Genomic DNA, 25,085 nt, shown 5'->3' with positions numbered 1-25,085 from the left:
GAGCAGTTAAAAGTGCGATTGGAGGCCCTGACAGATGAAGTCGTGGCATCGATTACGGGACGGCAATCTATCTTAGATGCTCTATCTGTCGCCAGAATTTAGAGAATTGGTATTAACACTCTCATACAATCCCGGTGGAAAGTGGGAGCCTACGTGCAGCGCAAAACGGAAGTTGGGAACGAGGTAACCCTCACCAGCGCTCTCCTGATCACTGGATCGGGAGCAGGTAGTCAGCCGCAAGCCTAGTGAGGGAGGGATTGTCTCAGAAGCTAATGCCTTTGGGAAAGCCAAAGGATATGCAGACGGAGGCACAATCATCAGGAAAGTGGCGTTGTGAGTCGCAATGCACACGTCATGAGCGAGTTAACGACTACGTATGGATGAAGCCCCAACTGCGAAGTTGGTGTTGCAGTTGCCAAAACAAAGCCACTGAGCCATCAGTCAAGGCAGTGTGCCAGCAGCTAATGATATGCAAGACAAGCACCCGATGGTTGAGGAGCCGTGTGCCAGAAAACTAGCAAGCACGGTTTTGCAGCAGAGGGTAGGGCAGTGATGTCCTACTCGACTGCATCTCAATGCCCTTTAGACATGACCGCCATTAGTGTATATGTTGAGCCGCGTGGCGACTGGATAGCACCACTGCTTGTGGTGGGGATGGATACATAAGAGCCAATTCCGCCCATTTCGCTAGCATTATTCAAGACGGTGTAGATCTAGAACGAGGCACTATGAATCCAGTTGAGGCGATCGCAACGGTTAAAGACAACACGTTACAGGTGGATGAAGACGGCGAAGGTAATTCAGGAGCAAGCTCTGAGGAGATCTTATGCCGCCATTGCCTGAGAACAGCAACCAATGGCATCAAGTGCCAGGGGATATGTGTTGCAGATAGCGACTACTAAATCTCAACCAGGGTAAAGTATCGAAGATACCGCTGCCGCCTTCCCCGCTGCGACCTCAAAACCTAGTCCTAGCGGATAATGGCGCTAAGTTTCCACTAGGACTAAATTGGACAAAGTCTTTGAGGTAACCGAGGGCATGAAAGGGTGTGATCAAAACACTGCGATCGCACCTCTTGATTGTTCGGTTTGCGAGGAGGGGTTGTACGTTGCTTGCAAACATTGCTGAAAACGAATAGTAGCGTGCTTTTTATAGTACGCCTCAAACGATTGAGAATTCAAGCGATCGCGCTCACTGGGCGCAGATAACCTTTGCCACTTAACCGAGTATATTGCTACGTTCCGGTGCAGCGCTGTTGTTCGGCAGCTATTGGTAAGTTCAGCAATGTCTTTTGCCGATGTTTAGAGTGAATTTTCATAAGTTGTCCTCGAACTCCTGCACGAACCACGCAACATCTTCGCGCTTGAGCCCAGTTGCTTGATAAAACGCAACAGCACGAGCGTCATCAGCCATTGCAGGAATATAGAGTGCGCTCAGGCTACGCGAACGACATAGATTTCTGGCGAACTCAACCAAGGCCCGGCCCACGCCCTGCCGTCGATGCGCGACGGCGACGCCGACCTCGTAGATGAACAATTCCGTAGCCGCTTCGGTATACATCTCCAACTCATAAGCTGTTAGGCCGCCGATAGCTTCATCCTCGCGCAATGCAGCAACGGCGTGAAAATCAGGGCGTGACAGCAAGCGCAGCAGAGTTTCGGACGAAGGCGGCGGTTTGGTCACGTTGTCCTCTTGCCGCCACATCTCGAAAAGCTGCTGCGCCATTGACAGGTCGTTTGGGCCAAGTTCTCGAATGGAAAATGTCATGTCAAATAGCCCAATAGACCTGAAAGGAATTTGCAGTTCATCAAGTCCTTTTGCATATTACAACCTGGATTCGCTGGTGTTCCCTTGAGTGTCGGGTGCATTGAGGTTGTACTGCTGCTGTCAACTACGTTCGGCTTGCTTAAACAGGTTAGATACAGCTCCCTTGAGGATATATGGCAATAGTTTCGGACCTGGTAAGAAAACGATCCCCAACTGCTGCATCAATCCGAAGGCATCGCCCTGCCCCCAATGCTCTACGATTTTTCCATTCTCCACTCGATCAATATGCATGATAGACAAGCTAATCTGCTTACCTGTAGGCGGAAGTCCCTGAAACTCTCCAACATGCGTTGCGGTGAATTTTCCACAAGTGACCACTTTATCTTCGGAGATGATGACCTCATCAAAGATGTGCGCCCCCTGCTGAAAGGCTAAATAAAATGACATCCCAAACCGTTTAAATCCTTCCCCGTCTAATGGCTCAGGTACACCCGCCAAGTGAGCCACAAAATTTGGAGCCAAAAGCTCTAAGGCTTGCTCCATTTTGCGATCGTCAAAGGCTTTGTAGAACTGGAGAATGAGGGCTTTGTTTTGCTCAATCAGCATACAGAACTTCGTTTTGGCTAGGTTGTAACGCGGCGACTAGGAGAACTTGACCCAACTTTCGAGCTAACTTCCAAACACTGCCTCAACCATTATCCTCAAAGCACATTGACTTTATGGAAAGATCAATAACTTTTCGACTACGCTCACAACCCGAAACTGAAGCAGTAGAATGGCCGCGGTCAGCGGCTATCAACACCTTTGCAATACTACAAGCGCTCTGGATCAGTTCGCTGCACCAGAATGGTTATGCGGTGCGCCTATTGAATTCTGGGTTGTTTCCAGTGCTTCATCTCTTCATCAATGAAGTGATTAACTAGATCCTGGTACATTTTTTCAATTGCATCAGCGTTTAATCCTTCTTCCTCTGCCCAAACTCGACGTTGCTGTAACATTGCTTGCAAGCGTTCAGGTGCTCTAACGCTAGTTTCACTCGTCTTAACTTTAGAGGCAGCTTTGACGTAAGCGAAGCGCTGGCCAAGTAGTGCAAGAACTTGACGGTCTAACCGATCGATTTCGGTTCGAATGTCCGTCATGCTTTCACATTGTTCGGGGGATTTCATGGGCTTGCCAAGCACAACTGATGGGACTGGCTTTCGATTCTAACCTAACCAAGTTTGATGCCAGTAGTTTCCTGATTCTCCTTTAGCTGGGCAGACGGACAAAGCAGCAATCTCCTACATCGTAGGAAGAAAGTTTCGGGCGCTGATTTGCGTCCACTTTCTTGTACCCAAGACGTTTCAAGAGCCGAATGCTCCGCTGATTCAGTGGATGTACAGCGGCCCACCATGCGGTTCCGGGTGCAACAGCAGCCAGGTAATCGTGCCACCAAAGCATCGCTTCGAATGCCAATCCCTTGCCCCACCAAGCTTCACCTAACAAATAGGCGACCTCACCCCATTCCCCGTATCCTGTCGCCTCCAGCCGACCAATCACGGGAGAGGGAGGAATTTTTAACCGGATTGCCATGTTGAACCATTGCTCAGTTGGCGTTGCCAAAACCACAGGACCGTGAGAGCGGGCAGCGTACTCTGTCCTCAACTCCTCTATAGTCGGTGGATTTCCATTTGGATCGATAAAGGCAAGGACAGCGGGTGTGGTCAGAATAGAAAAGAGTTCGTCGGCATGGGCGTCAGTGAGTGGCTCAAAATGTAGGTTCTTACTTTGCATTAGCGGTATCCTTCTGCTCTTAGGAAAGTCGCCTAACGTTCCCGTTCACCGGACGCAGATAATCTTTGGATTTCACCAATCACTTGACTTTGTTCTGGTGCATTGGGAGGGTTAGCTGTTTTGATGGACGTTAAGTTAACCATTCACAGGTAACTTCCATCTCGCATAAAGCTGACTGAACGTTGCACGCTGCTGCTTGAGGTCAACTTCCGGTAAACATTGCTCTACAAGGTCGAACGTTTCGTCTACGAGTTGTCGTAACTCATGGGTTCCGCTAGTAGCATCCGATTGAAAAACGCGCTCCAACCGAGCAAAAAACTTAGGCGGTTTGATGCTCATTTCGTCCACAAAGTAACGAGTCCACTTGAAACCAGGATGATAAGTGCGGTTTATCCCAAACAAGATGTTGAGAAGCCATCGTACAATGGCGCAATTATTTTCGTACAGCATCGGAATCTCAAGGCGTTCGGTCAAAATGTGTTGACCATCAAACGGGCGGAATTTTAGATGCTTTTGAACCATCGCAACCGCAAGTTCTTTAGGATAAGGAGAAAGCTGAGCTTGCCATTGTTTAATCCTGTCTGCACCGTGAAGCACTACTGCGCGTTGCAGATGAGATGCGATCGCTTGGTTCTCAAACAACAGCCCATTTTGGGACACATCGTAACGCTCAACCACATCAATCACAATGTTATCCATCGTATGTTGCGCCCAATGACCCGCTTCAACTTTCATGCCGTATAGGTAGAACTGCTCCAACCATGCCTGCTTTGCTTCTCCATACGGCTCAATTTCCCATCCTGTGACACCAACATTTTGCGCTGTGGCTTGTAATTCTTCGACAGACGGCAATTGTGACCAGATGAATCCTAGTTCAAGATCAGAATACTGGTCTGCAATCCCTAACGCTGCCGAGCCAAATACAAAACACGCTGCAACTTTAGGATTAGCCGTGAAAGCAGGAGCAATTTCGTGAGCTAATGAAATTCGCCAGGCGCTGTGCTCAGTCATGTTGAGGAGTATAAGTTCTTCTGCTGAAACAATGTAGCGGACAGCAGGCTAACGACCAAGTTGAGCCGTGGTAAGTAACCTTGAATTCCGTACAAAGAGCTTGACTCCATCCCCTCTAACATAGGGTTAGCCTGCTTTGTGCAATAACCAATTCTCTCTTCTCAACTCGAATGTTTGCTCAATACACAATTCACCCTTGAACTCCACCTCATCTGATTGCACTAAATTCATTCCCAAGCGCCTCAGCAAATTAATAGACGGTTCATTTCGCATATCAGTTATTCCGACGATCTGGTTGATGTATCCAAGTTCAAATATTGAACAAACCAGAGCTTGAACAGCTTCTTGTGCATATCCTTTACCTTGCTCTTCACGAGCCAAAGTAAATCCAATTTCTACGATTGCCGGATTCTCAGTGTAAATCTGCATTCCAATGTCACCCAGGAGCAAGTTGGATTGCTTGTGGGCGATCGCAATTTGAAACCATTCACCTGGTATCCCCATCGCTGCTATTTGCATTTCCTCAATGAAGGATTGCGCTTCACGATAAGGTAACATCGACCAACTTTGGAATTGAGCGACTTGAGAATCTTGGCGGTAGGAAAAAAATCTATCTAGATCAAGATCTGTAAACCGACGCAGAACCAGCCGTTCAGTTGATTGGGGAAGAAAATTCACTGGAAACAATACAACTTTGCTCCACTATTGTTGTTTGGTTGAATGCTTTACTCAAGAACTGCTGGCCAACGTTCCCAATCACCCACCGCAGATAACCTCGAACTCTTAATTAGGCCGAACTCATTCGGGGTATCTAGCCTAGAGCACTACAGTTTTAGATTTGCTAGAATATCTATGCAGTCAGGGATACAAGCATTTTTGTGACTCTTTTGCATCAAGCTTAGATTGTTGATGAATATTGCCATTTGGGGGCATTCTCGGCAATGGGTTCTAAAAGCCAATGACACATCCTCGCCAGCTAAAAATCAGGGCATGGGATCGTGAGAAGCTCTAACTTATAAAATTTTCAACCTTAACGGCCAAAGTTTTTCCGTTTCTAAAACTAAGCCTTCGACCACAAACAGTCTCCCACTCTCGCTGGAGATATTTAAAGCAATGTAAATTCGTTGTGATTAAATCAAATCAATTTAACTAAACTGTACATCAACAGTATGAAAAGAATTTACCCCCTTCCCAGAATTATCGAAGAGGAGTGTGCATTTCTTTGTTCTCCTTCATATTCATTTTATCAACTTCTTCTATAACAACTAATACTGGATTCTTTAGCCGTAGCTCACCAGAGCAGAAGCGTTATATTGAAAAGATTAATTGAAAATTAATTGGAGTATGTTGCGGCGTTTCTTTTCTAGCTCGAGCTTAATAGTTATTGGCATTGTACTGATAGCGATCGCCTTTATCAGCATCTCATTTCTTCCTTCGCAAGTCGAAAGTAACCTCAGCACATTCTTTGGCCAGCTTGGTAGCGGTGGTATCGATGTGACAACTGGCAACATTTATAGACGAATTGCTGCCGATCGCTTTCTCCTTCAAAGCGCCTACCTTTTTCTCACAGGCATTGTTTTGCTGATAGCAGGATTATTCAACCTTAAGCGTTAACAGACGCATTTCTATCGCCTGAATGCCCATCTAAGGAAACGACAGGGTTTCCCTGATTACTGTGAAATAGCTGTAATCAATGGGTCGGGCACCGGGAAGGAGCGCTGCCTCAGCAGCGTAAACTGCCCTAATCCCGCATCATAAGCGAATACCTGACCAGTCTCGATTTCGTACATCCAAGCATGCAAGTTCAGCTGCCTACTATGCAACTTAGACCGAATGACAGGATACGTTTCTAAATTCTCGATCTGCGTCAACACATTCTGCTCAATCGCGATCTTGAGCAAGCGCTCGGGCTGCAGGTGCGCATAATTATCTAACACTAAGCGTCGCGTCGCTTCTCCATGCCGCTTCAACCAGTCGTAGACCAGCGGCATCTGCTCACTCAGATTGCCGACTTGCAGCAACCCCTTCATGGCCCCACAGTGGGAATGACCACACACAATGATGTCCCGTACCCCGACTCCAGCGACCGCATACTCTACCCCAGCGGCTTCAGCACTACTCGCGGCTCCATAAGACGGAATGATATTCCCGACATTACGCATCACGAAGAGTTCACCGGGCTGAGACTGCGTGATTAAGCAGGGGTCAATCCGGGAATCGGAACAAGTAATGAAGAGAACTTCGGGTGCCTGCCCGTTCGAGAGTCGTTCAAACAGGGCGCGATTTGTGGTGAAGTAGTCGCTGTGAAAGGCATTGAGTCCCTGGATCAGACCGGTCACTGACATAAATCGATTCCTACTGCTGGCAAGGCTAGTGAGTGTACTCGCACTGCATCCTCCAAGCGGATGTAGTTCTATCCTTCCCTTACTACACACGAACCGTAACATTTTCCGTACTTCCGTAAAGAAATGCTAACAAATGGCTTGACAGGGGGACACGAGCACACGAATAAGCAAAGCAGTTACGAGAATGAGCGATCGCGATAGAAATCTTCACCACAGACCCCTATATCATTTAAGAGCTCACTGACTGCTTCGACAAAGGGTCTGAGGTTGAGCTTAGTAGAGCAGCATAAAATTAGCGCCATCAGCAGCTGTCAAGCTTCCTTCTTGAGGCGGCTAGCAGCTATAAGCCGTCAACAGCGGACACTCATCGCTAAGTACAGGGAATGAAATGGTCAGCGCACTAGCGAGCTGCATTGGTGGTTTCCTCGTCTAGCAGAGGCAATGACTCCAATTCTTGTTCGCTAATCCCCAAAGCCAAGGCAAGCCTGAGTAATTCCGTCTCAGTGGGCTTCTGGCTGCCGTCTCGGATAGCAGCTAACCCCTTCGGGTTTAGCTTCGTGCTTTGTAGCTGATCCCAGTTGCAAGTGATGGCATGAGCCATGGAGCGGTACCGAGGGCGATCGCAATGACTACTGAATTCGTTGGCGGCTGGTTGCACCCCTTTGCGGGATCTGACGCTGATATTGGTGCAATTTGGTATTTTGCCTCAAAGCAGTGCGGAGAGGCCACAGGCAGGAGGCAGGAAGCTAGTGAAGACCACCGACTTATGTACCGAAACCTTGTCAAAACCCGCTTACGCGTAGATGACAACTTGTTACACTTAGCCAGAAGCGATGATGAGATTTACGCTGAGCTGGTCAGTCGTTACGCTCAACGAAATAAACGACAACTTAAATGAAGTCCCTAGAGATACTTGGAATAATGATTAGGGGCGATCGCTCGTTGTACTGTTGCTGCCTGACGCACTTGACTTGCTGTCTAAAGGCAAGTAGTCAGCCATGTCAAATCTTTGCTGATGTAGCCGTGAGGCAAACGAAGGCACGGTATCGTAAAGGGGAAATCAACCTTGCACTCAAGGAGATATTCATGGCAGAAACCGTGATCTATCTCACCATTAGACTGAAGCATTACAACGATGAACAGCGAGTGTTAAAAGCGCTCGATCGCTTTATGCAAGAAGACCAGACCCTGCGCGTCAGGGCTCATCGAGACCCTGACGCAATACTGATTGCAGGGATGAGCGAACAACATTTGGAAATCTACATCGAGCGGCTGAAGCGGGAGTACAACATGGAGCTGAATTTTGGTTCCCCTGCTGTAGATTACCGTGCAACCATCTACCAGGGGGCAACGTTTGACTATCAGATGAAGAAAGGCCATCAATATGGTCGGGTCATGGGTCGAATTGAGCCATGTGAAAAACCATTTGTGTTTGAGAATCAAGTTGTCAACAGCACAGTTCCGGCGCAGCTCATCGCCGCTTGTGAGGAGGGGTTCCTCAAGGCTGCCGAAACAGGATTTCCAGTCGGTTATCCGGTGACTGGGGTTAGAGTCCTGCTAGAAGGCATTTTGCACGACCCAGCTAACTCTTCGAAAATGTTATTCCAAATTTTGGCGCAGCAAGCGTTTAAGGAAGCACTTTGGCAGGCAAAACCGATTATCGTAGAACCGATCATGCTCGTGGAAGTGAAGACGCCCAACCAGTTTTTGGATCAAGCGTATGATGATTTAATGTCTCGCCATGCCTTTGTGAGAGATTTGCAGATCATGGAAGAGTGTTCGGTAATTCGTGCAGAAGTGCAGCTAAAAGAAATGCTTGGCTACTCAAAGGATCTGTCATCGTTCACTTCTGATCAGGCCAGCTTCTTAATGGAGTTCAACCATCACTACCAAGTGTCTTACAACGAACAAACACAGATAATTTTAAGCGCAGTGGCAGATAGATAGTCCGCTCAAAAAGTTGGGTCACATACCACTCATCAACAGTGGCCTCGTTAATCAGGTAGGCCACGGGAATGGGTCTACCAAGTGCATACGTGTACAAAGAAAGAACTAAATTTTATGAAAAGAGAAAAATATACTAGTGAGCAAGCGGCGAGAACTGACTTGGGAGCAGTTCAATCTCAACCAATGTGGGCGGAAGGGCAGATAAAACTGCCGTTTCAGCTACTATATCCCGATGCACTCGAGATCTTCTGTTACCTACTTTTACTGCAAGAGAATCCTGAAGGAACTATTTTTTACTATGGAAAAACAAAAGATGCTGGTAGGGATGTGGTCTGCCTCAGAAAAGATGGATCGGTAGAGCTTATTCAATGCAAGCATTACCAAAAAGATGTTGGTATTTCTGAGATCAGATCTGAAATAGCAAAGCTTTATGTCAATCTCTACAATAAAGTCCTTCTTGAACAACCCAGCGAAGTAAGTTTCTACGTAACTTCAGATCTGACGGGGCCAGCTTTAGATCTCATTCGCTATCCTTCAAAGTGGCAAGAAATAGCTGTTTCTGCACTCAAGGAACATCTAAAGAAGGATCCTACTCAAGAACTCATTGATTTTACACTGTCATGGCAGCCAAAATTTTCAAGGGTCACAGCAATTGATTTGACTATGAGGGTAAAGAAGTATCCAAATTTGATAAAAGAATTTTTTTCTTATCAAAAGGTTGTTGACAAAGAACTGCTTGAAGAGAGTGTTTTTCCTCTACTCCAGCAGATGCTTGAGAGGCAAGAGGAGATGCATAGCTTACTGTTGCAACCAAAAATAGAAAAAGCTACAGATGCTATGAATGAATTACTTGCCAAGGCAGCAGCAGAAAATCCTGGATTAGTGTTTTCTGCAACGTCAAACTCTGACACGCAAGCAACAGTATTTACAGTAGCTGCACAATCTTCAGCTAACGCAATAGATTTAGGCGTTCTTCACTTTCCTCACACTGAGGCTGGAAACCGAGGTATGCAGAAGTTTAAGTCAATGACTGAGAGAGGATATGCAATTGAGCTGGAGTTGGATGAATTTGAATGGAAATGGAGCTTAAAATTTCCATCAACTGATACACAGCCTGTCTCGCTAGCAACTTTGAATCTCTGTCCTCTTGTACCTAAGCGTCGGATTCCTGTGCGGCTAGAGGCTGTGCAAGAGCAAGAAGTGGTTGCTTCAGTTGGCTTAACATACTTACATCTTGTAAGAGCTGGAACCCAAGAATTTGAGATTTTGCTAGAAGGTGGTCAATTGGGCTGTCAGCTAAATCTTGTATTTCAGATACAGCAATCAAGAACTACGCTGGACTTGGGTGAGATGTATTTGGGATCCGTTAAAGCAACGTTTGCTAGAGATACAAATGCTGTACTCTCTGCTCTCTGCCAAGGTAGAAGAATCCGGGTCACGGCATTAGAGGAGGATGCTGTTCTATTTGAAGGAGACGAGGCTGACTCAAAACACAGTACTATCTCAAAGAAGCAGTTTGAGAATACTGAGCTTTTTCTCAACTCCCTTATTAAGATCAACCAGGAATTTGGCCTCAATCTTAGATATCCATCCACACTTAATGAGGATACTTGGCAAACAGCAGGTTGGATTGTTGCTGCTATAGAGCATGGACAGATTGAGTTGCCAACTGGCACTTTGAGGTTGAGTTACCCTCAGCCGGATGCTCTCAAAAACTTACAGTTCTTAGAAACTAACTTTCAATCTATCCAGCCAGAAGAACGCTTTGAGTTTTCCATGAGTGGTGAAGTTAGTTATGAATTTTTAGGGCATGTTTTAGACATGGGTACAGTGCGTGATGTCTATGAAAATGCCTGTTTCGTGAAAAACCCATTAATGCTTAAGCAAACAGTCGAGTCCCTCTCTGAGGAAGATAGTATTGATATTGAGATTCAGTATAATCGTGCCGTTAGATACTTTGTGCGATGGCCTTCACATTAGGCCCAGAAATCACAGTAGAGAGAGGCCAATAACTAAAGAATCCCAGTAGACACCGACGGCACTAAAGTTATTGGATGTGCAAGAACAGCTTGATCGAGAGGTGAATGAAAAGACTAGTCAGTCCAATAATTAAGCTATTTAGCATCTGCCTCAACCGTGCTACAGGGAAAGCAGAAGCCAATAAGTCCCAAGGCTCCCACTCATCCTCATTGGTCAGCACGTACTGCTCATCGGCGATCATTTGGCTGGCAGTCACCAACCTTAGCTTATGGGCTAAGTCAAACCATTCTTTGAAGCCTGGTTCTGCGGCTTTGGTCGCTTTTGGATGCCCACTCGCTCCCGGTTTCCAGCACCGGCCGATCGCATCCCTAAGCAAGCCGATCGGGTTTCTCACCTCATGTCTATCTCGATACTCGATCGCAGCAGCGAGGGCATCATTCACTACTTCAAGCGGGGCTGCTAAAACTTCAGCCTTCAAAGGCAAAGTCAGCGGAAATCCTGCTTGCTCAATTTTTTCAAAAATGGCGGTTTGAGCAGCGGCGGAATCAGCGCCCTCTGCAACCTGTTCCACTTCTAACCCAGATGCTTCTTGAACGGGTTGAGGCTTAACAGGAAGGGGAGTGCTTACTGGCTTGGAATCTTCAGATTCTTCTACCTCATCCACAACAACAGGGCGGGTAGGGGGCTCCGTTGTTGTGGAGTTTATTGAGGTCTCTAGAGTGGAATCTATTTATATATAATCACCACTCATTTGCAATTGATTAGTTCCAAACGATTTGGGGGTATCGGCTAAGATTGAAACATCATTTGTCTTCTGTTCGCTGCATCACTAGTGCATCTCGCAGTTCATAACTGAGAGATGGGAAACCTCCCCGTCAAACAGCGACTAGTCGTTGAACTAGGCATCACTCACCCATACTCATTCACAAGTTTGGCTCTCAACTGACCCATTACCCCAAAATGCTGCATAACCACAACAGCCCTCATGCGAATCAAATCGGTGTTCTGTATAGACACGGTGATGTGTTACTCAGGCGGATTGCTAGCTTACCGGTGGGGACCCAAAGGCGGGAAGGAGCCACTCTAGCAGAGGGTGAACTGACGGGACACAGCCATCGCCTACAAGAGGCCAATGCCGTTCAGTTATGGGTGCAGGGGCATAATCTGTTTTTGGAAGTTAAGGAACCCAGTGCCACTTTGGTTCATGAAGAGCATCAGGCCATTGAATTACCCCAAGGGCTTTATCGAGTTTGGAGACAGCGGGAATACCGACCTGATGCTTATATAGAGGTCATGGACTAATGCGCTATCTGCTATCAAACGGGCGGGTGCCGAGAAAATCAGCCAAGCCAAGCCTCAGGCCCAATGAACCGGTATCGAGCGATCGCGCTCGTAAGCTGATTCTGGAGCATCGAGCTGGGGATGGCCTCAAGGTTCTGGGACCTCTAGATTTGCGTGGAGAACTCAGCCTCTACTCACTGCCTGAGAATTTAACTTGTGAGAGCTTGGATGTTAGTGATTGTGTCAACCTCACAACGCTCCCTTTAGGGCTGCATGTGACCCATTGGATTGAGTTGGCGGGAAGTGGCATCACTCGCTTACCTCAAGGACATGGTTTTGTATTACGCTGGCGTGGCGTGCAAGTGAGCGATCGCATTGCCTTTGAGCCGCAGTTGATGACAGGGCAAGATATCCTCAACACCGAGAATGCTGAGTTACGTCGGGTACTGATTGAGCGGTTGGGATATGAGCGGTTTTTACAGCAAGTGGGAGGAGTGATCCGCGATGCCGACACAGATAAGGGAGGCGATCGCCAACTCATTTGCGTCGCATTTGAAGATGACGAACCGCTCATGGTCTTAAGGGTCACTTGTCCCTCTACAGGGCACATCCATATCCTGCGCGTTCCACCTGATATGCGGAGCTGTCATCAAGCTGCCGCTTGGATTGCAGGCTTTGACAATCCAGACGACTACCAGCCGTTGATTGAGGCTTAACTGGGGCTTAAGCGAATCTTGGTGGGTGATGCGCGATGCACAGCAGCACAATCTAGGAAGCTAGAGCCGGTTGCACAAACCGCTTGATTTCCCCACAGGCGATATAGGACTTGCCATCGGGTGCTGTCTTCACTTCATCCACGACATACAGCATCCCCTCTTCCCGGATGGAGCGAGGGAAGCGCATATTCCAATCTGGTTCATAGGCATCGGAGACCACTCTAGCGCGGAGTTTACTGCCCTCTTTGACACATTGCACTAACACACCATTGCCGACCGCATCCGTGGTGGAGAAATCCGCTGCACTCGCAGGCCCAGTCGAAGCTTTACCCGTACTTACTGGTCTGGAGGAGCGAGCCGCCACAAAGATATCCACCTCACCCGGCTTAGTGAAGCGAGTGATGTCACCTTTGACTCGATAAAAGCTGAGATCGCTAGATAGTTCTAGCCCTTCGACGACATAACGCGCTCCCTCAGCCCGGATGGCTCGAGGAAATTGAATATTCTTGGTCCCGTCATAGCCTTCAGATATGACTTTGACTCGCAGCTTACCGCCTTCGCGAACGCAGTGCAGTTCCACCCCAGAACCCACTTCGCTGACGGTGGGCATGGCATATACCTCCTCACCCGCCGTGACCCCACGGCCTGCAAGATCACTACGATTACGACTCATCGTCTGATAAGTCTGATCCCGTAATTCCTTACGCCCAGCATTGCCTAAAGCTTTTTGAGCGATGCGACCGGCAAAATACTCTAGCTGGTCGATCTCTTCCGCAATCTCAAAATTCTCATTTAATCCCTGCTGGCGCAGGTCTTGGATCAAGTCGCGGAGGATTTGTTCAGCTGACTCATGCCTGCCATGTTCAGCCAAATCAAGAGCGGTCTCTTTGGCCTTAGCAATGGTTAGACGGCTTAACTCCAGAATAATATGACTTGAAGCCGCCATTGCCGCTTCCTCAACCGTCCCAACTCTAGCCACCACTTCTGTGGCTCCTGACACGTTTTGGATCAGGTCATCTTGAACCACATCCGCACTGTAGTGCAACTTCATTAGGGGCAGTTCACTTCCAGGAAGGGCCGCGATCGCCGCCTCAGAAATGGCCAAGCTCAAGCCCAAGAGTTTGTCTTCGCCCTCATAAAGCTCTCCTAAGGAGAGCACCGTTGCCCCAGCGTCATTCTGGCTCACTTTAGCAAGGCTCAAGGTGTCAACTAAGCTGACCCCTGCTGCTAATTCCAGCGTCACAAGCAGATTCTGGCCTACCACTGCCCGGAGGCTGTCTAGCTCAATCCTAAATACTTCAGCCGCTTCATCAATGCTCTGAATAAAGTAAAAGTTACCATTGGCCGATCTGGCCATGCCAATTAAAAGATCTTCGTTGAAACCTTGGGCAAACCCCAGGGTGGTAGTGACAATGCCTGCTTCTGCTTTTTGCCCTGAGGTTGCCGTCAATACTTTGGGGTCTTGAATCCCCATATTGGCATGGCCATCGGTGAGCAGCAGGACACGGTTGATTTTTTGAGGGTCCAGATGTGCTTTCACATACTCGCAACCTTTGAGCCATCCTCCTGACAAGTTGGTAATACCACCCGCTTGTACCCGACGAATCGCAGTTTTAAGCCCAGCTTTGTCCGTCACGGACTGAGGAGATACAGCCGTATCCACCGCATCGTCATAAACGACTACGGAGAGCGTATCTTCGGGCTCTAGTTGATCCACCACCGACTCAGCGGCTTTGAGGGCGTGATGTAGAGGAGCACCTGCCATGGAGCCTGAGCGATCGATCACTAAGGAAAGGTTCAGCTGCCGTCGAGCAGACTCAGGGGTATCAGCCCGAAACCGCAGGAGCACGTTCGTCTTTAATGCAGCGCCCATGGGTAGGATAGCCTGATCAAAGTCGTAACTCATCTGAATCATTTCGTCTTCCCTCTCCATCTGCCCAGGACAAATTACAAGCCTAATGTGCCCAATTCCGCAGCAGGCTTCACATCGCCTCCAGAATGGGATTGAACCGGCAACACCTTCTTGACCCTAAGGGGCAAAGGCAAGCTTCGACCCATTTGAATTCCTACACAGTATTGAACTTAGGCTTCATCTCTAGTCTGCTTTTTGTTCTTTGTCTAGCAGCAGCTACAAAACGTTCAATTTGTCATAGAATCAGTCAAATAAAGTGATTTTTTAACACAAAAATCAAGGTCTTGAGAATAATATGATCATTGCGATCGCGAATCAAAAAGGTGGGGTAGCCAAGACAACCTCCACGATCGCGTTAGGAGGTTTACTAGCGGAGCAGGGTTCTTGTTTAGTTGTTGACTTTGACCCTCAGGGCAACTTAACCACTGGGCTAGGGGTAAAAATTCAGCCTGATCAGAAAACGGCTTACGAAGTCCTGATCGATCGCAAGCAACAAGCAACCGCAGCGATCGTTGAAACTAAAGCAGGCATTAGTCTATTACCCGCTGACATTTCCCTTGCCACTGGAGAGAAGCAGATCCTAACGGTGGCAGACAATAGCCGAATTCTTAGAAAGAAGTTAAACCCATTACGTCAAGACTATGAGCATATTTTGATTGACTGTCCTCCTAGCTTAGGAATGCTGACCCTAAACGCTTTAATGGCGGCAGATACAGTTTTAATTCCAGTTCAGTGTCAATTCTTTGCGCTTGAAGGGTTACGACAACTGTTAGAAACCATCGATGGTATTCGAGATGAGGACACTCACCCAGAATTACAAATCTTGGGGGTTTTACCAACCATGGCTGATCGCACGCTCACGACCCAAGATGCTCTCAAAACCCTACAAGCTAAGTTAACAGGCATCAAAATTTTTGAACCTGTCCCTAAATCAGTTCAGTTTCCAGAGTCAAATTTAGCCCGAGAACCCATCCATCAATACACCTCTGAGCAGAAACTGACCTCAGCGTATCGAGCAGTCGTTCAAGCAATTGTGGAGCAAGTGTGATATGGCCAAAAAACGATTGTCAATGGCGGATGAAATGGAGTTCCCTAATAAGACAAGGCAATTTCTTGATTTTGTAGGAGTGACGCCTAATGTTCTGCTTCAAGAGCAAGAGGCAGAACCCAGTGATCAATATTTGTCGCTGGCCCAAATCCATTTACCTTCACAACAGCCTCGACGCTATTTTTCACCTCAAGCAATGGACAGTTTGGTTGCTTCAATTCGTGAGCATGGTATCTTACAGCCGCTATTGGTTCGTCCGTCCTTAGAGGGTGGGTATGAACTGCTTGCTGGGGAACGTCGCTACAGAGCAGCTCAGACCCTCAAGCTTGAAAAAGTGCCAGTTCTAATCCGAGATCTTGCAGATCAAGATGCAATCCAAGTAGCGCTTCTAGAAAATCTGCAAAGAGAGGATCTCAATCCAATTGAGGAAACAGAGGCAATCCTTCAACTACTCTCAATTCGTTTAGAGTGCTCACCAGAAGAGGCCGTCTCTCTGCTCAATCACGTTGCCAATCTACAAAAGCAAGGTACTGAAATTACGAACAACGTTGTTCGTAGCCAATGGGAGCTTGTAGAACAAATCTTTTCGGTTATCGGCAGATTAAGCCCAGATAGCTTCCGTAGCCACCGTTTACCCTTACTCAATTTACCTGAAGACGTTCTCCATGTTTTACGGCAAGGCCAACTTGAGTATACAAAAGCGCGAACAATTGCTCAGGTAAAGGATGTACAAGAGCGACAACAGCTGCTTGCTGAAACTTTAGAGCACAATCTTTCAGTTAGAGAGATCAAAAAGCACATCCATGAAATCCAGCCTACTAAAACTACAGGCGTTCCCAGCGCTTTACCAAACCGTATGAAGGATGTTTACCGGCGGGTTAGGCAAGCCAAGATTTGGGAAGATCCAAAAAAGGCAAAAACACTAGAGAAATTGTTAGGACAGCTTGAGTCATTGGTGGAGTGAAATTCGCACTTCTGTTTTTGCCATGAGGGAAATAGTCGCTTCTCATGGAAAGTAAGTTTTAGAATTGAATAGTGCAAACGAACTAATTGTCCAAGCACCACTTGGACGATTGAGTTACTAAGCTTTATCTGCGCTAGAAGTAAATCTGTGATTGCTATATAGGTTGACCAATCGTATGAACTCAGACAGTGAATAGTTTGTCATCCAATGATTATGAAAAATTTCTGCGAAACCTGAAAGAACGGATTCGCAACGCCCAGGTTCGAGCGGCCTTAGCAGTTAATAAGGAGCTAGTGCTACTTTATTGGCAGGTTGGCAAAGATATTTTGAGTCGGCAACAGCAAGCTGGTTGGGGTGCAAAAATAATCACTCAATTAGCAGCAGATTTAAAGCGAGAACTTCCAGATATCAAAGGCTTCTCTCGCTCCAACCTCCTCTACATGCGGGCATTTGCCCAAGCGTTTCCTGATGAATCAATCGTCCAAGATGTGCTTGGACAAATTACTTGGTATCACAACATTAGCCTGCTGGAAAAACTCAAAGATGCTGAAGAGCGAGTTTGGTACGCGAAGCAAACAGTTGTACACGGCTGGAGCCGTAATGTACTAGTTCATCAAATTGAAAGTGGACTTTACCGAAGAATGGGAGGTGCCATCACGAACTTTGACCGCGCTCTACCCCAGCCACAATCAGACCTAGCTCAACAATTAATCAAAGATCCCTATCATTTTGACTTCTTAAGCCTTAGCCAAGACGTACAAGAACGGGAGTTAGAAACTGCTCTAGTCGAGCACATTCGAGATTTTTTACTAGAGTTAGGTGTTGGTTTTTCTTTTGTTGGGAGTCAGTATCGCATAGAAGTAGATGGGGATGACTACTACATCGATTTACTGTTTTATCATCTAAAATTACGTTGCTTTGTAGTGATTGATCTCAAAGTTAAGGAGTTTCAGCCCGAGTTTTCAGGCAAAATGAGTTTTTATATCTCAGCCGTCGATGACTTATTACGGCATAGAGATGATAACCCCACCATCGGTATCATCCTTTGTAAAGGTAAGAAGAAGACAGCTGCTGAGTATGCTTTGCGAGATGTAAATAAACCAATTGGAGTATCAACTTACCAGTTACGGAATTCTTTGCCAGAATCGTTACGAGGAAGTTTACCAACTCCAGAGCAATTGGAAATGGAATTGGAAAGCATTTTACAAGGAATTGAAGCTTCGCCATCTGAGGATAGTGATTAAGCCAGACAGACTTCTTCAATCATCTTGACTCTAAATATAGTGAACTCGATCGTAGAGAACCTACTCAGCAAACACTAAGAAATTCATGCTCAACTATCGACCTTGGAAGTAGATGAAGGAGTTTTTGAAAGGCGATCGCCTTCCACCTTCTCTAATCCATCTAGAAGCAGCCGCCTCAGCTTTTGCGCTAGAGACAGCTCAGTCCACAGCGGATTATCCGAGTACGCCTCGTCAATTCGCTCTCTGAGTCCTTCAATGTCTACCGTTACCCGATCTGCCACAGTACCTGGTTAGCCTGAATTTATTACCCACAGCTTAACCTACTGGTTGTACCTCAACTTCATGTTCATTAATGTGATGCAGTTTGCATTTGAGTACTGTATGCTGTATTCATGGGGACAGTCACAGACTCTCGTCTCAGCTTCCACTCAAGCAACAGACCTACGAAGCATGGGAATGTCTCAGCACCCTTAATGGGGCAGTTGTACAACCGCACTTCAAAGCTGGAATGAAGCCACAGTTTACCAACTTGAGCAAAAGCAGACTTGGATAAGGTTCTTATCAGGTTCACAGCCTGCAATTGCTATGATGCTTGCCTCGATGCCTATAACCTCCTTCTCTACAACTTCAACTTCACACTCAAGCGTTGAGAGATGAGTACCACCACCTCATCGTTGAGGAGTTTCTCGCTATCCTAAGGGCGCTGGAGCACATCAAAATCGGCTTAAAGCAACTGTTCTCTCCCAGTATCACTTCATTAAGAAGGGGAGGATGGCTGAGTCACGCCAGTCTCTAGACGGCTCGTTTTTCTTTCTTTCCATTGAAATTAGAGGCGATCGCGGGGCAGATCAGGTAAACTACCATCATCGAAAATCACTAGCACAGGAGAGAGTGGACTCGATGCATTCTAAATTTTTGACGGTCGGGATCGCAATTGAGGGGATGGCTATGTTCTAGGTAGTCCTAGAAGCCAAAAACCCCAACTGCGGAAACAGAAGGGGTCACAAGGCTGAATTGGTTGTTTTTAGGGATAGAGGGGACTCTAACTTGTATGCTTGGCGGCGTCAGTTAGGTCGCCCACATCGTTATGCGCCTATATTAACTCGATTTGTCACGGAATTCAATTGGAATTTACATAAATTCCGCTTTGAAATTTCACTCACTTCAGCCTCAATTGGGGTTGTCGTCCCGATAGCGCATAACTCTCTGTCCCTTACTTAGTAAGGATTAGGGAGATTTATCGTGAATACTCAAGTTTTGCTGAGAACTCATCCTGGGGAAGCACCTCGGGATGCGCCTTCGGCTCATATCCAACCCCCACATTGGCAAGAGTGGCTCAAAAGTGGGGTTGACCCCGAACTGATTGCTAGGAACGTCCGGAGTTTAAGTGGGGAAACTCCTTACGACTATCTTTGTTACTCTCCTCAATTAGAGCGCACCAACTCTGGACGGCTCGTCACGCGGCTTATGCGGCAGTACGCTCATGTCGAGTTTGGCGGTTGGTGGTGCAATGGCCTGGACCCTCTGGATGATTGGCAGCCCATGCTTTGGGGTTGCTTCAAACCCAATCGTCCCCGCATCGACTTAGAGAAGTCTAAGGTCATTAAGTACGAGCATCCCCCAAAGCTGCCGACCCGCGCTTTCTTCCTCAACCTGCCTCCGCATCTCTGGCTGGAAGTAGCAGCTCGCTATGGTGTAACTTCCACTGAAGTAAAGAGTTGGGAATGTACTCAAGCCATTAAATTGGGAACCAAGTCGGACTTTTGGCAGTGGGTGCTAGAACATCCCACCATCCCAATCATTCTGGTCGAAGGAGCCAAAAAAGCGGCTTGTTTACTTAGCAACGGCTACGTGGCGATCGCCCTGCCTGGCATCTTCAACGGTCGGCGGGTGCTGCGCGATGAAGACGGTCAAATCTGGGCCGAGTCCTTGATCCCAGAACTCGCTCTATTTGCCGTCCCCGGCCGCCGCTTCTACTTCTGCTTCGACCACGACCACAAGCCCAAAACCATCAAGAACGTCAACCTGGCCATCCTCAAAACTGGTAAGTTGCTAGAGCAGCAAGGCTGCGAGGTGCAAGTCATCTGCTTGCCCGGGCCTGAGAAAGGGGTGGATGACTTTGTCGTCAGCCGGGACGCTGAGGCGTTTCAAACCCTCTACTCCCAAGCTGCCTCTCTCAGCCACTGGCAGTGGGTGCAGCAACAGCGGCAAAAGCTCACTTACTCTCCTAGCTTAGTTCTCAATGCTCCTGATCTATCCCAACTTCAGTTCCCTGCCCTCGCACCCGCTGATGCCAATCCTACCTATCAACTTAACTCCGCTGGCATCCTGGCGATCTGCTCCAGCAAAGGCACGGGCAAAACTAAGCTGATGACGCAACTCGTGGCTGATTCTCCCAAAGTCTTGCTCCTAACCCACCGCCGTTGCCTAGGGCGATCGCTGGCTGAACGCATGGGGCTGACCTGGAAAAGTGATGCGGATAAAGCCAATGGACAGTGGATTGATGCTCAGGGAGAACGGACGACTCAGCGCTTAGGGCTCTGTGTCGATTCACTGCTTTCCATTGACCCCAACCAATTTATCGGCTGTGACCTTGTGATTGATGAAGTCTGCCAAGTTTTGACGCATCTATTAACATCAAATACCTGCCGCAAAGATGGCAAACGTCCCGCTCTCCTAGCTCGATTACACTGGCTGATGCGCGTGGCCCATCGAGTTGTGGTGGCCGACGCCGACCTGAACGACTCCACTCTGAAGTACCTGCAACAACTCCGAGGGGAGGACAGTGGCGTGAACTTGATTTACAACCATTACCAACCGCAAGGCTATCCGGTGCAGTTTCTGCATTGCCCTAACGATTCTGCCATCACAGCTCAACTACTAGAGGATATTCAGGCAGGTAAAACTGTGCTGCTACAAACCGACTCCAAGGACTACGCTGATGCGATCGCCGCCATGCTCCCCCCTGAGAAGCGCCGCATCAAAATTACCAGTGATACCTCTGGGAATGAAGAAGCGGTTGAATTTGTTCGCCATATTAACGAGCAGGCTCCTCACTACGATGTGGTGATTGCCACGCCCTCGATGGCGACTGGAGTGAGTATTGAAATCGCTCACTTTGCTGTTGTCTATGGCGTTTTCTTCGGGACGATTCCAGATGCAGATGCGGCTCAAGCCCTCAGTCGCGTCCGTGCTCCCATTCCGCGCGTCGTTTGGTGTGCCGCTCAAGGCAAAAACTTCTCTGAGGTAGACCGCAGCGAGTACCCTTGGCAAATCAAGCGATCGCTGAAGACGAAGTTTGACCAAGAAGCGGCCTTGATTCGCTCCAGTTTACATCCCGACTTGATTCCGGTTCTAGCTGCTGAAGTCGATTGGGAGCAGAACCCCCATCTGCATTTGTGGGCGGATATTACTGCTAGCCTCAATCGAGCCATGTGGCACTTACGGGATCAGTTGCAAGCCCGACTGCTCTATGAAGGTAATACCGTAGAAGCGATCGCCGCTGAGCCGATGCAACCGATCAAGCAACGAGTGCAGGAAGCTAAACAGCACAATCGCGCCCTAGAATATCAAGCGATTTCTACCGCCCCCGCATTAAGCACCACAGAGCGACTAGCTCTAGAAGCGAAAGAAGTCTTGAGCCTGGAAGAAAAACGCGCTCTAGAGAAGACACGACTAGCTGACTTTTATGCCGTTCCTTTAGAAGCGGTCACCCTAGAATTAGTCGCCTTTGATGAGCGTGGTAAACGCCGGGGTCAGATTGCCCGCTTAGAGATGCTCCTTTACCCAGTCCTGGCTGCTCAGAAAACGACTGAAGCGATCGCCAAGCAAAGTGGGTGGAAGCAGGGGTTGTGGATACCTGACTTACCGACCGCAGAAGGAGAACGAGTGGCCCGGGTGCTACTGGGATTACTCCCATTTCTAGTCCCTGGACAAGAATGGACGAATGAAGACTTAGAACCCCTAGGCGCGATCTCTCGTCGCTATGCTCAGGACGTGAAGCGCTGGTTAGGGTTCAAGATCCCTGACGACCCCGAGCAGGGCAATAACCTCTGGATCTTCCGACGTCTCTTACTACAGCTCGGCATTCAAACTGCCGCCCGTCGCCAAGGCAGAAACCAAAAACGCTCCGTGTGGATTACCCCAGAAGCTTGGCAGACAGTGCAGAGCATCCTCGATCGACGACACCTGAGACGAGAGCTATCAAACCTAGCTGCCTCCCATGTTGTAACCCCCTCTAATTACTAAACCCATAGCCAAGGCTTACAACCTCAAGGCCTCGAACTCTTACCTCAGGGAAACGAGCATCCTGTCCACGTTCAAAAGGCGGCTCGCAAACTTCAGTCCCTAGGTTGCCTTTCAAATCTGCCTTGCCGTGTGCCATAAAACTTTCTCCATCACAACCCTGCAACTCTTATCTTTCGCATCTACCCTTCTGCGCCCTACATCAAGAGGTTTAGCTGACTCATAGCGTATCGAAAATTAGTAACACAGCAAGTTAAAAGTGGAGCATTTATGAGGTACTCTAAAAAGAGCTCAACTTCACGAGCTGTCTTTACTACTAAGCATTTCAGCAAAATTTTCTAAAATACTGAGTTATTGCTACAAGCGCAATAACTCAGTATTTATACCTAAGAACAAAAGTACTATAAACCGACCTGCCTAGCCTTTTCCTGGAAAATCTTTTCTGAAACTGGACTAGTTTTGGACTAATTTTGGTCTACATCTTCTTGCATTTATCTTGTCTCTTGCTTACAAATTGACTGATCCTTTAAAGTGATGTAAGTACTGTTGTAAGTTGTGCCATAAAAGCATGACCTTAGAAGCTGAGTTATATTCATGCCACCCGATGCAGCTAAAGTAACTGGTTATGTTCGCCAAGTAGTTTACGACCGCTTACTAGAATTTAAGGAAACTCATAAACTTAAATCTATTTCTCAAGCTGTCACTCTTGTTCTAGAGAATTACTTTGGGATAAGCTTGCTTTCACCTATAGAGCCAGTGCTTCCGGATAGAGTAAGTGACTTGGAAGAGCAGATGAAGCAGCTAAGTGAAGTTGTTACTGCTATACAGGTAAGCATAGAAAAGTTATCGCTTGAGCTATATAAACCAACAGGGATCGAACTAGAACTAGGTAAGGGGCTGACTCAGGCCGAATTAGCTCAGCGCTTTAGAGTTAGGGAAAGTACTATTAGTAGGAATAAAAGTAAATTAAAGTTTACCGATTGGTCCAAACGTAAAGATCCGGAATACATTAGTTGGGCATATTCTTTGCAAACAAAACTGTTTTTTCCAAGATAATATTAGAAGTTCTATTGGTATAGAGAAGAGTAATTTTATAACATTAGACCCGTCTGAGGATCTAGTTAAAATAGCCATCATTAGGATGGCTCCTCCCCAGCGACTCAACCTCCTATAGAAGGAAGCTCATTCTCATCAAGCCCAAGTAACTCAACTGGGACTCATATTCTGTAGAATCCGAAAAAACATCCGCTTTGAAGACCAGAACGTTCCAGCCGCTCATCAGGGACTACATGGTTTTCTCTATAACTCTGAGGATGAACATCGCTCACCCACTTCATCCCCGTCGCTGGTGACTGAGAGAAATGAAGTAGTTCTAGTAGAACATTGGCGATCGCTTACTCACAGGGTTAAGGGACAGTCATGATTCATCGAGATCTTCACCGATCGCCTGCAGATACGCTTCAGCAGCAACCTGTTTGAAGACGCCTTTGGTGTAGCGCTGGAAGACGCGATCGCTCTTGATGCCCATCAACTCCTTGCCAAACAGCGGATCAACTCCTCGCCGCGTGACTTCCGTACCAAACGTATGCCGAAAGCGATGCGGATTCAACCCCTCTATCCCAGCGATCGCCCCCAACTTCTTCACCATCCGATGTAAGCCTTTGTATCCCAACCGCTTGCCTACGTTCTTCGGGTCTTGGCACAAAAACATGGGGCTCTCCAGCAACGGTTCAAACACACCACCCCGCTGCTGTCGCCACTCCAGATAAGCCTCTAGATATTGCCTTGCTTCCCGATTCAGGGGAACTTCACTCACATTCTGCCCCTTGGAACGATGCACCTTGAGAATCTTGCCGTTCCAGTGCTCCACATTCAGGGCAGATGCCTCCGATGCTCGTAGCCCATGACTCAACACAGCAATAATGGCGCGGTCACGAACTCGGGTGCCGGAGGCATCGCGAATCGCAGTTTTCTCCTCCAATTGCAACACCTGCCAGATCTGAGCAAGCTCGTCCCCATCAATATGAGCCGCTTCTGGTTCTGGCTGCCGTTCTAGGTCGATTGCATCCGTCGGCAAGGGTTTGTTCGTGGGATAACCGTTGCTACGTCTCAGCCACTGATAAAAAGACTTCAACGTATTGAGCGCATGGTTAATGGAGGTTGCCTTCAGCTGCTTTCGCTTCAACTCGCGGCGATACTTGCCGATGTCGCTAGGCGTCACATCCAACCAAGACTGATCGCACCAACTGGCAAACCTAACCAACTGTCCCCGATAAACCCGCTGGGTATTGTCCGATTTCCCCGTCTGCCGTAGAAACTCCTCAATCTGCCAGTGCCGCAGATCCGGTGGTTCCAGTTGCCGAGGTTCCGGCTGCTTGCCCCCTGTGATCGGCACAATCACGATGGGCAGAACTGGATCGGTGGATGGTGGCATAGACGCTCGTGCTTTCCCCTCACTCAACAAGCCAAGGGCGATCGCGGGGGAGAGAAGCGATCGAGCCGTTGCGCTTTGCGTAGACAGAACTGCTCTTGAGTTGGCTCAGCAATCCGCTCCACTCCTAATGGGAGCAATGGCTTGATTTTATCTTGACTTGTAGGGTTGTTCTCCTGATGAAGAGAGAACGTAACTGAGGCGGTTGTTTGCTTCCGGCTCCCTAGGAGCATTATTTTCCTCAGTCTTAAAATGCCTTGCACAAAATTCTTGACACTCTCTCTAGGCCCAAATTTGGAGCAGTCACGGCTAGTCAATGTAGTCTTGGAGCATATCTGGTTTTTCTGGCTCATCCGCCATAATGGGGCGATCGCCATCGAGAGAAAAGGTCTTGCGAGTTTGAACTTTATCTGCTGTAATC

At 47.8% G+C, this 25,085-nt stretch carries 25 protein-coding genes; 12 read left to right on the top strand and 13 right to left on the bottom strand.

The genetic code is table 11. The features are described from left to right. Positions 1-728 precede the first annotated feature (728 nt). Positions 729-902, top strand: coding sequence for a hypothetical protein (locus H6F72_RS26030; RefSeq protein WP_190442357.1), 174 nt, complete (start codon positions 729-731; stop codon positions 900-902). A 412-nt stretch (positions 903-1,314) separates the two neighbouring features. Here the strand turns inward: H6F72_RS26030 and H6F72_RS26025 are convergent, their stop codons facing one another. The 6 genes from H6F72_RS26025 to H6F72_RS26000 all read right to left on the bottom strand — a co-directional run bounded on the left by H6F72_RS26025 (position 1,315) and on the right by H6F72_RS26000 (position 5,229). Beyond that, positions 1,315-1,767, bottom strand: a complete 453-nt coding sequence (locus tag H6F72_RS26025; protein ID WP_190442356.1) for a GNAT family N-acetyltransferase — start codon at positions 1,765-1,767, stop codon at positions 1,315-1,317. A 120-nt stretch (positions 1,768-1,887) separates the two neighbouring features. Continuing rightward, positions 1,888-2,373, bottom strand: coding sequence for an ester cyclase (locus H6F72_RS26020; RefSeq protein ID WP_190442355.1), 486 nt, complete (start codon positions 2,371-2,373; stop codon positions 1,888-1,890). Positions 2,374-2,630: 257 nt separating this feature from the next. After that, positions 2,631-2,933 (bottom strand): isochorismate lyase, encoded by a 303-nt coding sequence (locus H6F72_RS26015; protein ID WP_190442354.1) that lies wholly within the window; start codon positions 2,931-2,933, stop codon positions 2,631-2,633. 82 nt (positions 2,934-3,015) lie between these two features. Beyond that, positions 3,016-3,540, bottom strand: coding sequence for a GNAT family N-acetyltransferase (locus H6F72_RS26010; RefSeq protein WP_190442353.1), 525 nt, complete (start codon positions 3,538-3,540; stop codon positions 3,016-3,018). A gap of 135 nt (positions 3,541-3,675) precedes the next feature. Further along, positions 3,676-4,551 (bottom strand): DUF4037 domain-containing protein, encoded by an 876-nt coding sequence (locus H6F72_RS26005; protein WP_190442352.1) that lies wholly within the window; start codon positions 4,549-4,551, stop codon positions 3,676-3,678. A 126-nt stretch (positions 4,552-4,677) separates the two neighbouring features. Next, the gene (locus H6F72_RS26000; protein ID WP_348252678.1) at positions 4,678-5,229 is read right to left on the bottom strand and encodes a GNAT family N-acetyltransferase; all 552 of its coding nucleotides are present in this window, start codon (positions 5,227-5,229) and stop codon (positions 4,678-4,680) included. 648 nt (positions 5,230-5,877) lie between these two features. Between H6F72_RS26000 and H6F72_RS25995 the strand changes: the two genes are divergently transcribed. Next, positions 5,878-6,165 carry a hypothetical protein gene (locus H6F72_RS25995; RefSeq protein ID WP_190442347.1) on the top strand — a complete coding sequence of 96 codons (288 nt, stop codon included), beginning with the start codon at positions 5,878-5,880 and terminating at the stop codon, positions 6,163-6,165. 56 nt (positions 6,166-6,221) lie between these two features. Here the strand turns inward: H6F72_RS25995 and H6F72_RS25990 are convergent, their stop codons facing one another. Both H6F72_RS25990 and H6F72_RS25985 read right to left on the bottom strand, forming a co-directional pair. Beyond that, positions 6,222-6,896 carry a carbonic anhydrase gene (locus tag H6F72_RS25990; protein WP_190442344.1) on the bottom strand — a complete coding sequence of 225 codons (675 nt, stop codon included), beginning with the start codon at positions 6,894-6,896 and terminating at the stop codon, positions 6,222-6,224. 400 nt (positions 6,897-7,296) lie between these two features. Continuing rightward, positions 7,297-7,497 (bottom strand): hypothetical protein, encoded by a 201-nt coding sequence (locus H6F72_RS25985; RefSeq protein ID WP_190442342.1) that lies wholly within the window; start codon positions 7,495-7,497, stop codon positions 7,297-7,299. Between the two features lie 24 nt (positions 7,498-7,521). Here H6F72_RS25985 and H6F72_RS25980 point away from each other — a divergent pair, with 24 nt between their 5' ends. The 3 genes from H6F72_RS25980 to H6F72_RS25970 all read left to right on the top strand — a co-directional run bounded on the left by H6F72_RS25980 (position 7,522) and on the right by H6F72_RS25970 (position 10,823). Then, positions 7,522-7,794, top strand: a complete 273-nt coding sequence (locus H6F72_RS25980; protein WP_190442340.1) for a hypothetical protein — start codon at positions 7,522-7,524, stop codon at positions 7,792-7,794. Between the two features lie 188 nt (positions 7,795-7,982). Beyond that, complete coding sequence (locus H6F72_RS25975; protein ID WP_190442338.1) at positions 7,983-8,843, top strand: hypothetical protein; 861 nt, start codon at positions 7,983-7,985, stop codon at positions 8,841-8,843. 114 nt (positions 8,844-8,957) lie between these two features. After that, positions 8,958-10,823, top strand: a complete 1,866-nt coding sequence (locus H6F72_RS25970; RefSeq protein ID WP_190442334.1) for a hypothetical protein — start codon at positions 8,958-8,960, stop codon at positions 10,821-10,823. A 67-nt stretch (positions 10,824-10,890) separates the two neighbouring features. Here the strand turns inward: H6F72_RS25970 and H6F72_RS25965 are convergent, their stop codons facing one another. After that, complete coding sequence (locus H6F72_RS25965) at positions 10,891-11,487, bottom strand: hypothetical protein (RefSeq protein ID WP_190442332.1); 597 nt, start codon at positions 11,485-11,487, stop codon at positions 10,891-10,893. Between the two features lie 296 nt (positions 11,488-11,783). Between H6F72_RS25965 and H6F72_RS25960 the strand changes: the two genes are divergently transcribed. Next, positions 11,784-12,125: a hypothetical protein gene (locus tag H6F72_RS25960; protein WP_190442329.1), complete on the top strand. Its 342-nt coding sequence runs from the start codon at positions 11,784-11,786 to the stop codon at positions 12,123-12,125. Then, positions 12,125-12,820, top strand: coding sequence for a DUF6745 domain-containing protein (locus tag H6F72_RS25955; RefSeq protein WP_190442328.1), 696 nt, complete (start codon positions 12,125-12,127; stop codon positions 12,818-12,820). Before H6F72_RS25960 ends, H6F72_RS25955 begins: the two co-directional genes overlap by 1 nt. 52 nt (positions 12,821-12,872) lie before the next feature. Here H6F72_RS25955 and H6F72_RS25950 read toward each other — a convergent pair whose 3' ends face one another. Beyond that, positions 12,873-14,735, bottom strand: a complete 1,863-nt coding sequence (locus H6F72_RS25950; RefSeq protein WP_190442326.1) for a VWA domain-containing protein — start codon at positions 14,733-14,735, stop codon at positions 12,873-12,875. A gap of 292 nt (positions 14,736-15,027) precedes the next feature. Between H6F72_RS25950 and H6F72_RS25945 the strand changes: the two genes are divergently transcribed. From H6F72_RS25945 to H6F72_RS25935, 3 genes are all read left to right on the top strand, one after another. Continuing rightward, positions 15,028-15,780: a ParA family protein gene (locus tag H6F72_RS25945; protein ID WP_190442325.1), complete on the top strand. Its 753-nt coding sequence runs from the start codon at positions 15,028-15,030 to the stop codon at positions 15,778-15,780. A gap of 1 nt (position 15,781) precedes the next feature. Beyond that, positions 15,782-16,744, top strand: a complete 963-nt coding sequence (locus H6F72_RS25940) for a ParB/RepB/Spo0J family partition protein (RefSeq protein WP_190442324.1) — start codon at positions 15,782-15,784, stop codon at positions 16,742-16,744. A gap of 188 nt (positions 16,745-16,932) precedes the next feature. After that, entirely contained in the window at positions 16,933-17,988 is a 1,056-nt protein-coding gene (locus H6F72_RS25935; protein ID WP_190442323.1) for a PDDEXK nuclease domain-containing protein, read from the top strand. Between the two features lie 89 nt (positions 17,989-18,077). On the opposite strand, the gene H6F72_RS25930 is transcribed toward H6F72_RS25935, so the two are convergent. After that, positions 18,078-18,269, bottom strand: a complete 192-nt coding sequence (locus tag H6F72_RS25930; protein WP_190442322.1) for a hypothetical protein — start codon at positions 18,267-18,269, stop codon at positions 18,078-18,080. A 961-nt stretch (positions 18,270-19,230) separates the two neighbouring features. Between H6F72_RS25930 and H6F72_RS25925 the strand changes: the two genes are divergently transcribed. Both H6F72_RS25925 and H6F72_RS25920 read left to right on the top strand, forming a co-directional pair. Next, positions 19,231-22,236 carry a plasmid replication protein, CyRepA1 family gene (locus H6F72_RS25925; RefSeq protein ID WP_190442321.1) on the top strand — a complete coding sequence of 1,002 codons (3,006 nt, stop codon included), beginning with the start codon at positions 19,231-19,233 and terminating at the stop codon, positions 22,234-22,236. A gap of 591 nt (positions 22,237-22,827) precedes the next feature. Continuing rightward, complete coding sequence (locus H6F72_RS25920) at positions 22,828-23,289, top strand: hypothetical protein (protein WP_190442320.1); 462 nt, start codon at positions 22,828-22,830, stop codon at positions 23,287-23,289. 361 nt (positions 23,290-23,650) lie between these two features. Here the strand turns inward: H6F72_RS25920 and H6F72_RS25915 are convergent, their stop codons facing one another. Both H6F72_RS25915 and H6F72_RS25910 read right to left on the bottom strand, forming a co-directional pair. Beyond that, the gene (locus tag H6F72_RS25915; RefSeq protein WP_190442318.1) at positions 23,651-24,667 is read right to left on the bottom strand and encodes a tyrosine-type recombinase/integrase; all 1,017 of its coding nucleotides are present in this window, start codon (positions 24,665-24,667) and stop codon (positions 23,651-23,653) included. A 23-nt stretch (positions 24,668-24,690) separates the two neighbouring features. Beyond that, complete coding sequence (locus H6F72_RS25910) at positions 24,691-24,897, bottom strand: hypothetical protein (RefSeq protein WP_190442317.1); 207 nt, start codon at positions 24,895-24,897, stop codon at positions 24,691-24,693. Positions 24,898-25,085 lie beyond the last annotated feature (188 nt).

This window comes from Trichocoleus sp. FACHB-46, assembly GCF_014695385.1.
Lineage (GTDB): Bacteria > Cyanobacteriota > Cyanobacteriia > FACHB-46 > FACHB-46 > Trichocoleus.
This window is presented reverse-complemented; position numbering and strand designations above follow the sequence as displayed.

Bases quoted from the DNA above. Each gene is read 5' to 3' on its own strand.
- H6F72_RS26030 (WP_190442357.1), top strand. From the start codon at position 729: ATGAATCCAGTTGAGGCGATCGCAACGGTTAAAGACAACACGTTACAG.
- H6F72_RS26025 (WP_190442356.1), bottom strand. From the start codon at position 1,767: ATGACATTTTCCATTCGAGAACTTGGCCCAAACGACCTGTCAATGGCG.
- H6F72_RS26020 (WP_190442355.1), bottom strand. From the start codon at position 2,373: ATGCTGATTGAGCAAAACAAAGCCCTCATTCTCCAGTTCTACAAAGCC.
- H6F72_RS26015 (WP_190442354.1), bottom strand. From the start codon at position 2,933: ATGAAATCCCCCGAACAATGTGAAAGCATGACGGACATTCGAACCGAA.
- H6F72_RS26010 (WP_190442353.1), bottom strand. From the start codon at position 3,540: ATGCAAAGTAAGAACCTACATTTTGAGCCACTCACTGACGCCCATGCC.
- H6F72_RS26005 (WP_190442352.1), bottom strand. From the start codon at position 4,551: ATGACTGAGCACAGCGCCTGGCGAATTTCATTAGCTCACGAAATTGCT.
- H6F72_RS25990 (WP_190442344.1), bottom strand. From the start codon at position 6,896: ATGTCAGTGACCGGTCTGATCCAGGGACTCAATGCCTTTCACAGCGAC.
- H6F72_RS25985 (WP_190442342.1), bottom strand. From the start codon at position 7,497: ATGGCTCATGCCATCACTTGCAACTGGGATCAGCTACAAAGCACGAAG.
- H6F72_RS25980 (WP_190442340.1), top strand. From the start codon at position 7,522: ATGACTACTGAATTCGTTGGCGGCTGGTTGCACCCCTTTGCGGGATCT.
- H6F72_RS25975 (WP_190442338.1), top strand. From the start codon at position 7,983: ATGGCAGAAACCGTGATCTATCTCACCATTAGACTGAAGCATTACAAC.
- H6F72_RS25970 (WP_190442334.1), top strand. From the start codon at position 8,958: ATGAAAAGAGAAAAATATACTAGTGAGCAAGCGGCGAGAACTGACTTG.
- H6F72_RS25960 (WP_190442329.1), top strand. From the start codon at position 11,784: ATGCTGCATAACCACAACAGCCCTCATGCGAATCAAATCGGTGTTCTG.
- H6F72_RS25955 (WP_190442328.1), top strand. From the start codon at position 12,125: ATGCGCTATCTGCTATCAAACGGGCGGGTGCCGAGAAAATCAGCCAAG.
- H6F72_RS25950 (WP_190442326.1), bottom strand. From the start codon at position 14,735: ATGATTCAGATGAGTTACGACTTTGATCAGGCTATCCTACCCATGGGC.
- H6F72_RS25945 (WP_190442325.1), top strand. From the start codon at position 15,028: ATGATCATTGCGATCGCGAATCAAAAAGGTGGGGTAGCCAAGACAACC.
- H6F72_RS25940 (WP_190442324.1), top strand. From the start codon at position 15,782: ATGGCCAAAAAACGATTGTCAATGGCGGATGAAATGGAGTTCCCTAAT.
- H6F72_RS25920 (WP_190442320.1), top strand. From the start codon at position 22,828: ATGCCACCCGATGCAGCTAAAGTAACTGGTTATGTTCGCCAAGTAGTT.
- H6F72_RS25915 (WP_190442318.1), bottom strand. From the start codon at position 24,667: ATGCCACCATCCACCGATCCAGTTCTGCCCATCGTGATTGTGCCGATC.
- H6F72_RS25910 (WP_190442317.1), bottom strand. From the start codon at position 24,897: ATGCTCCTAGGGAGCCGGAAGCAAACAACCGCCTCAGTTACGTTCTCT.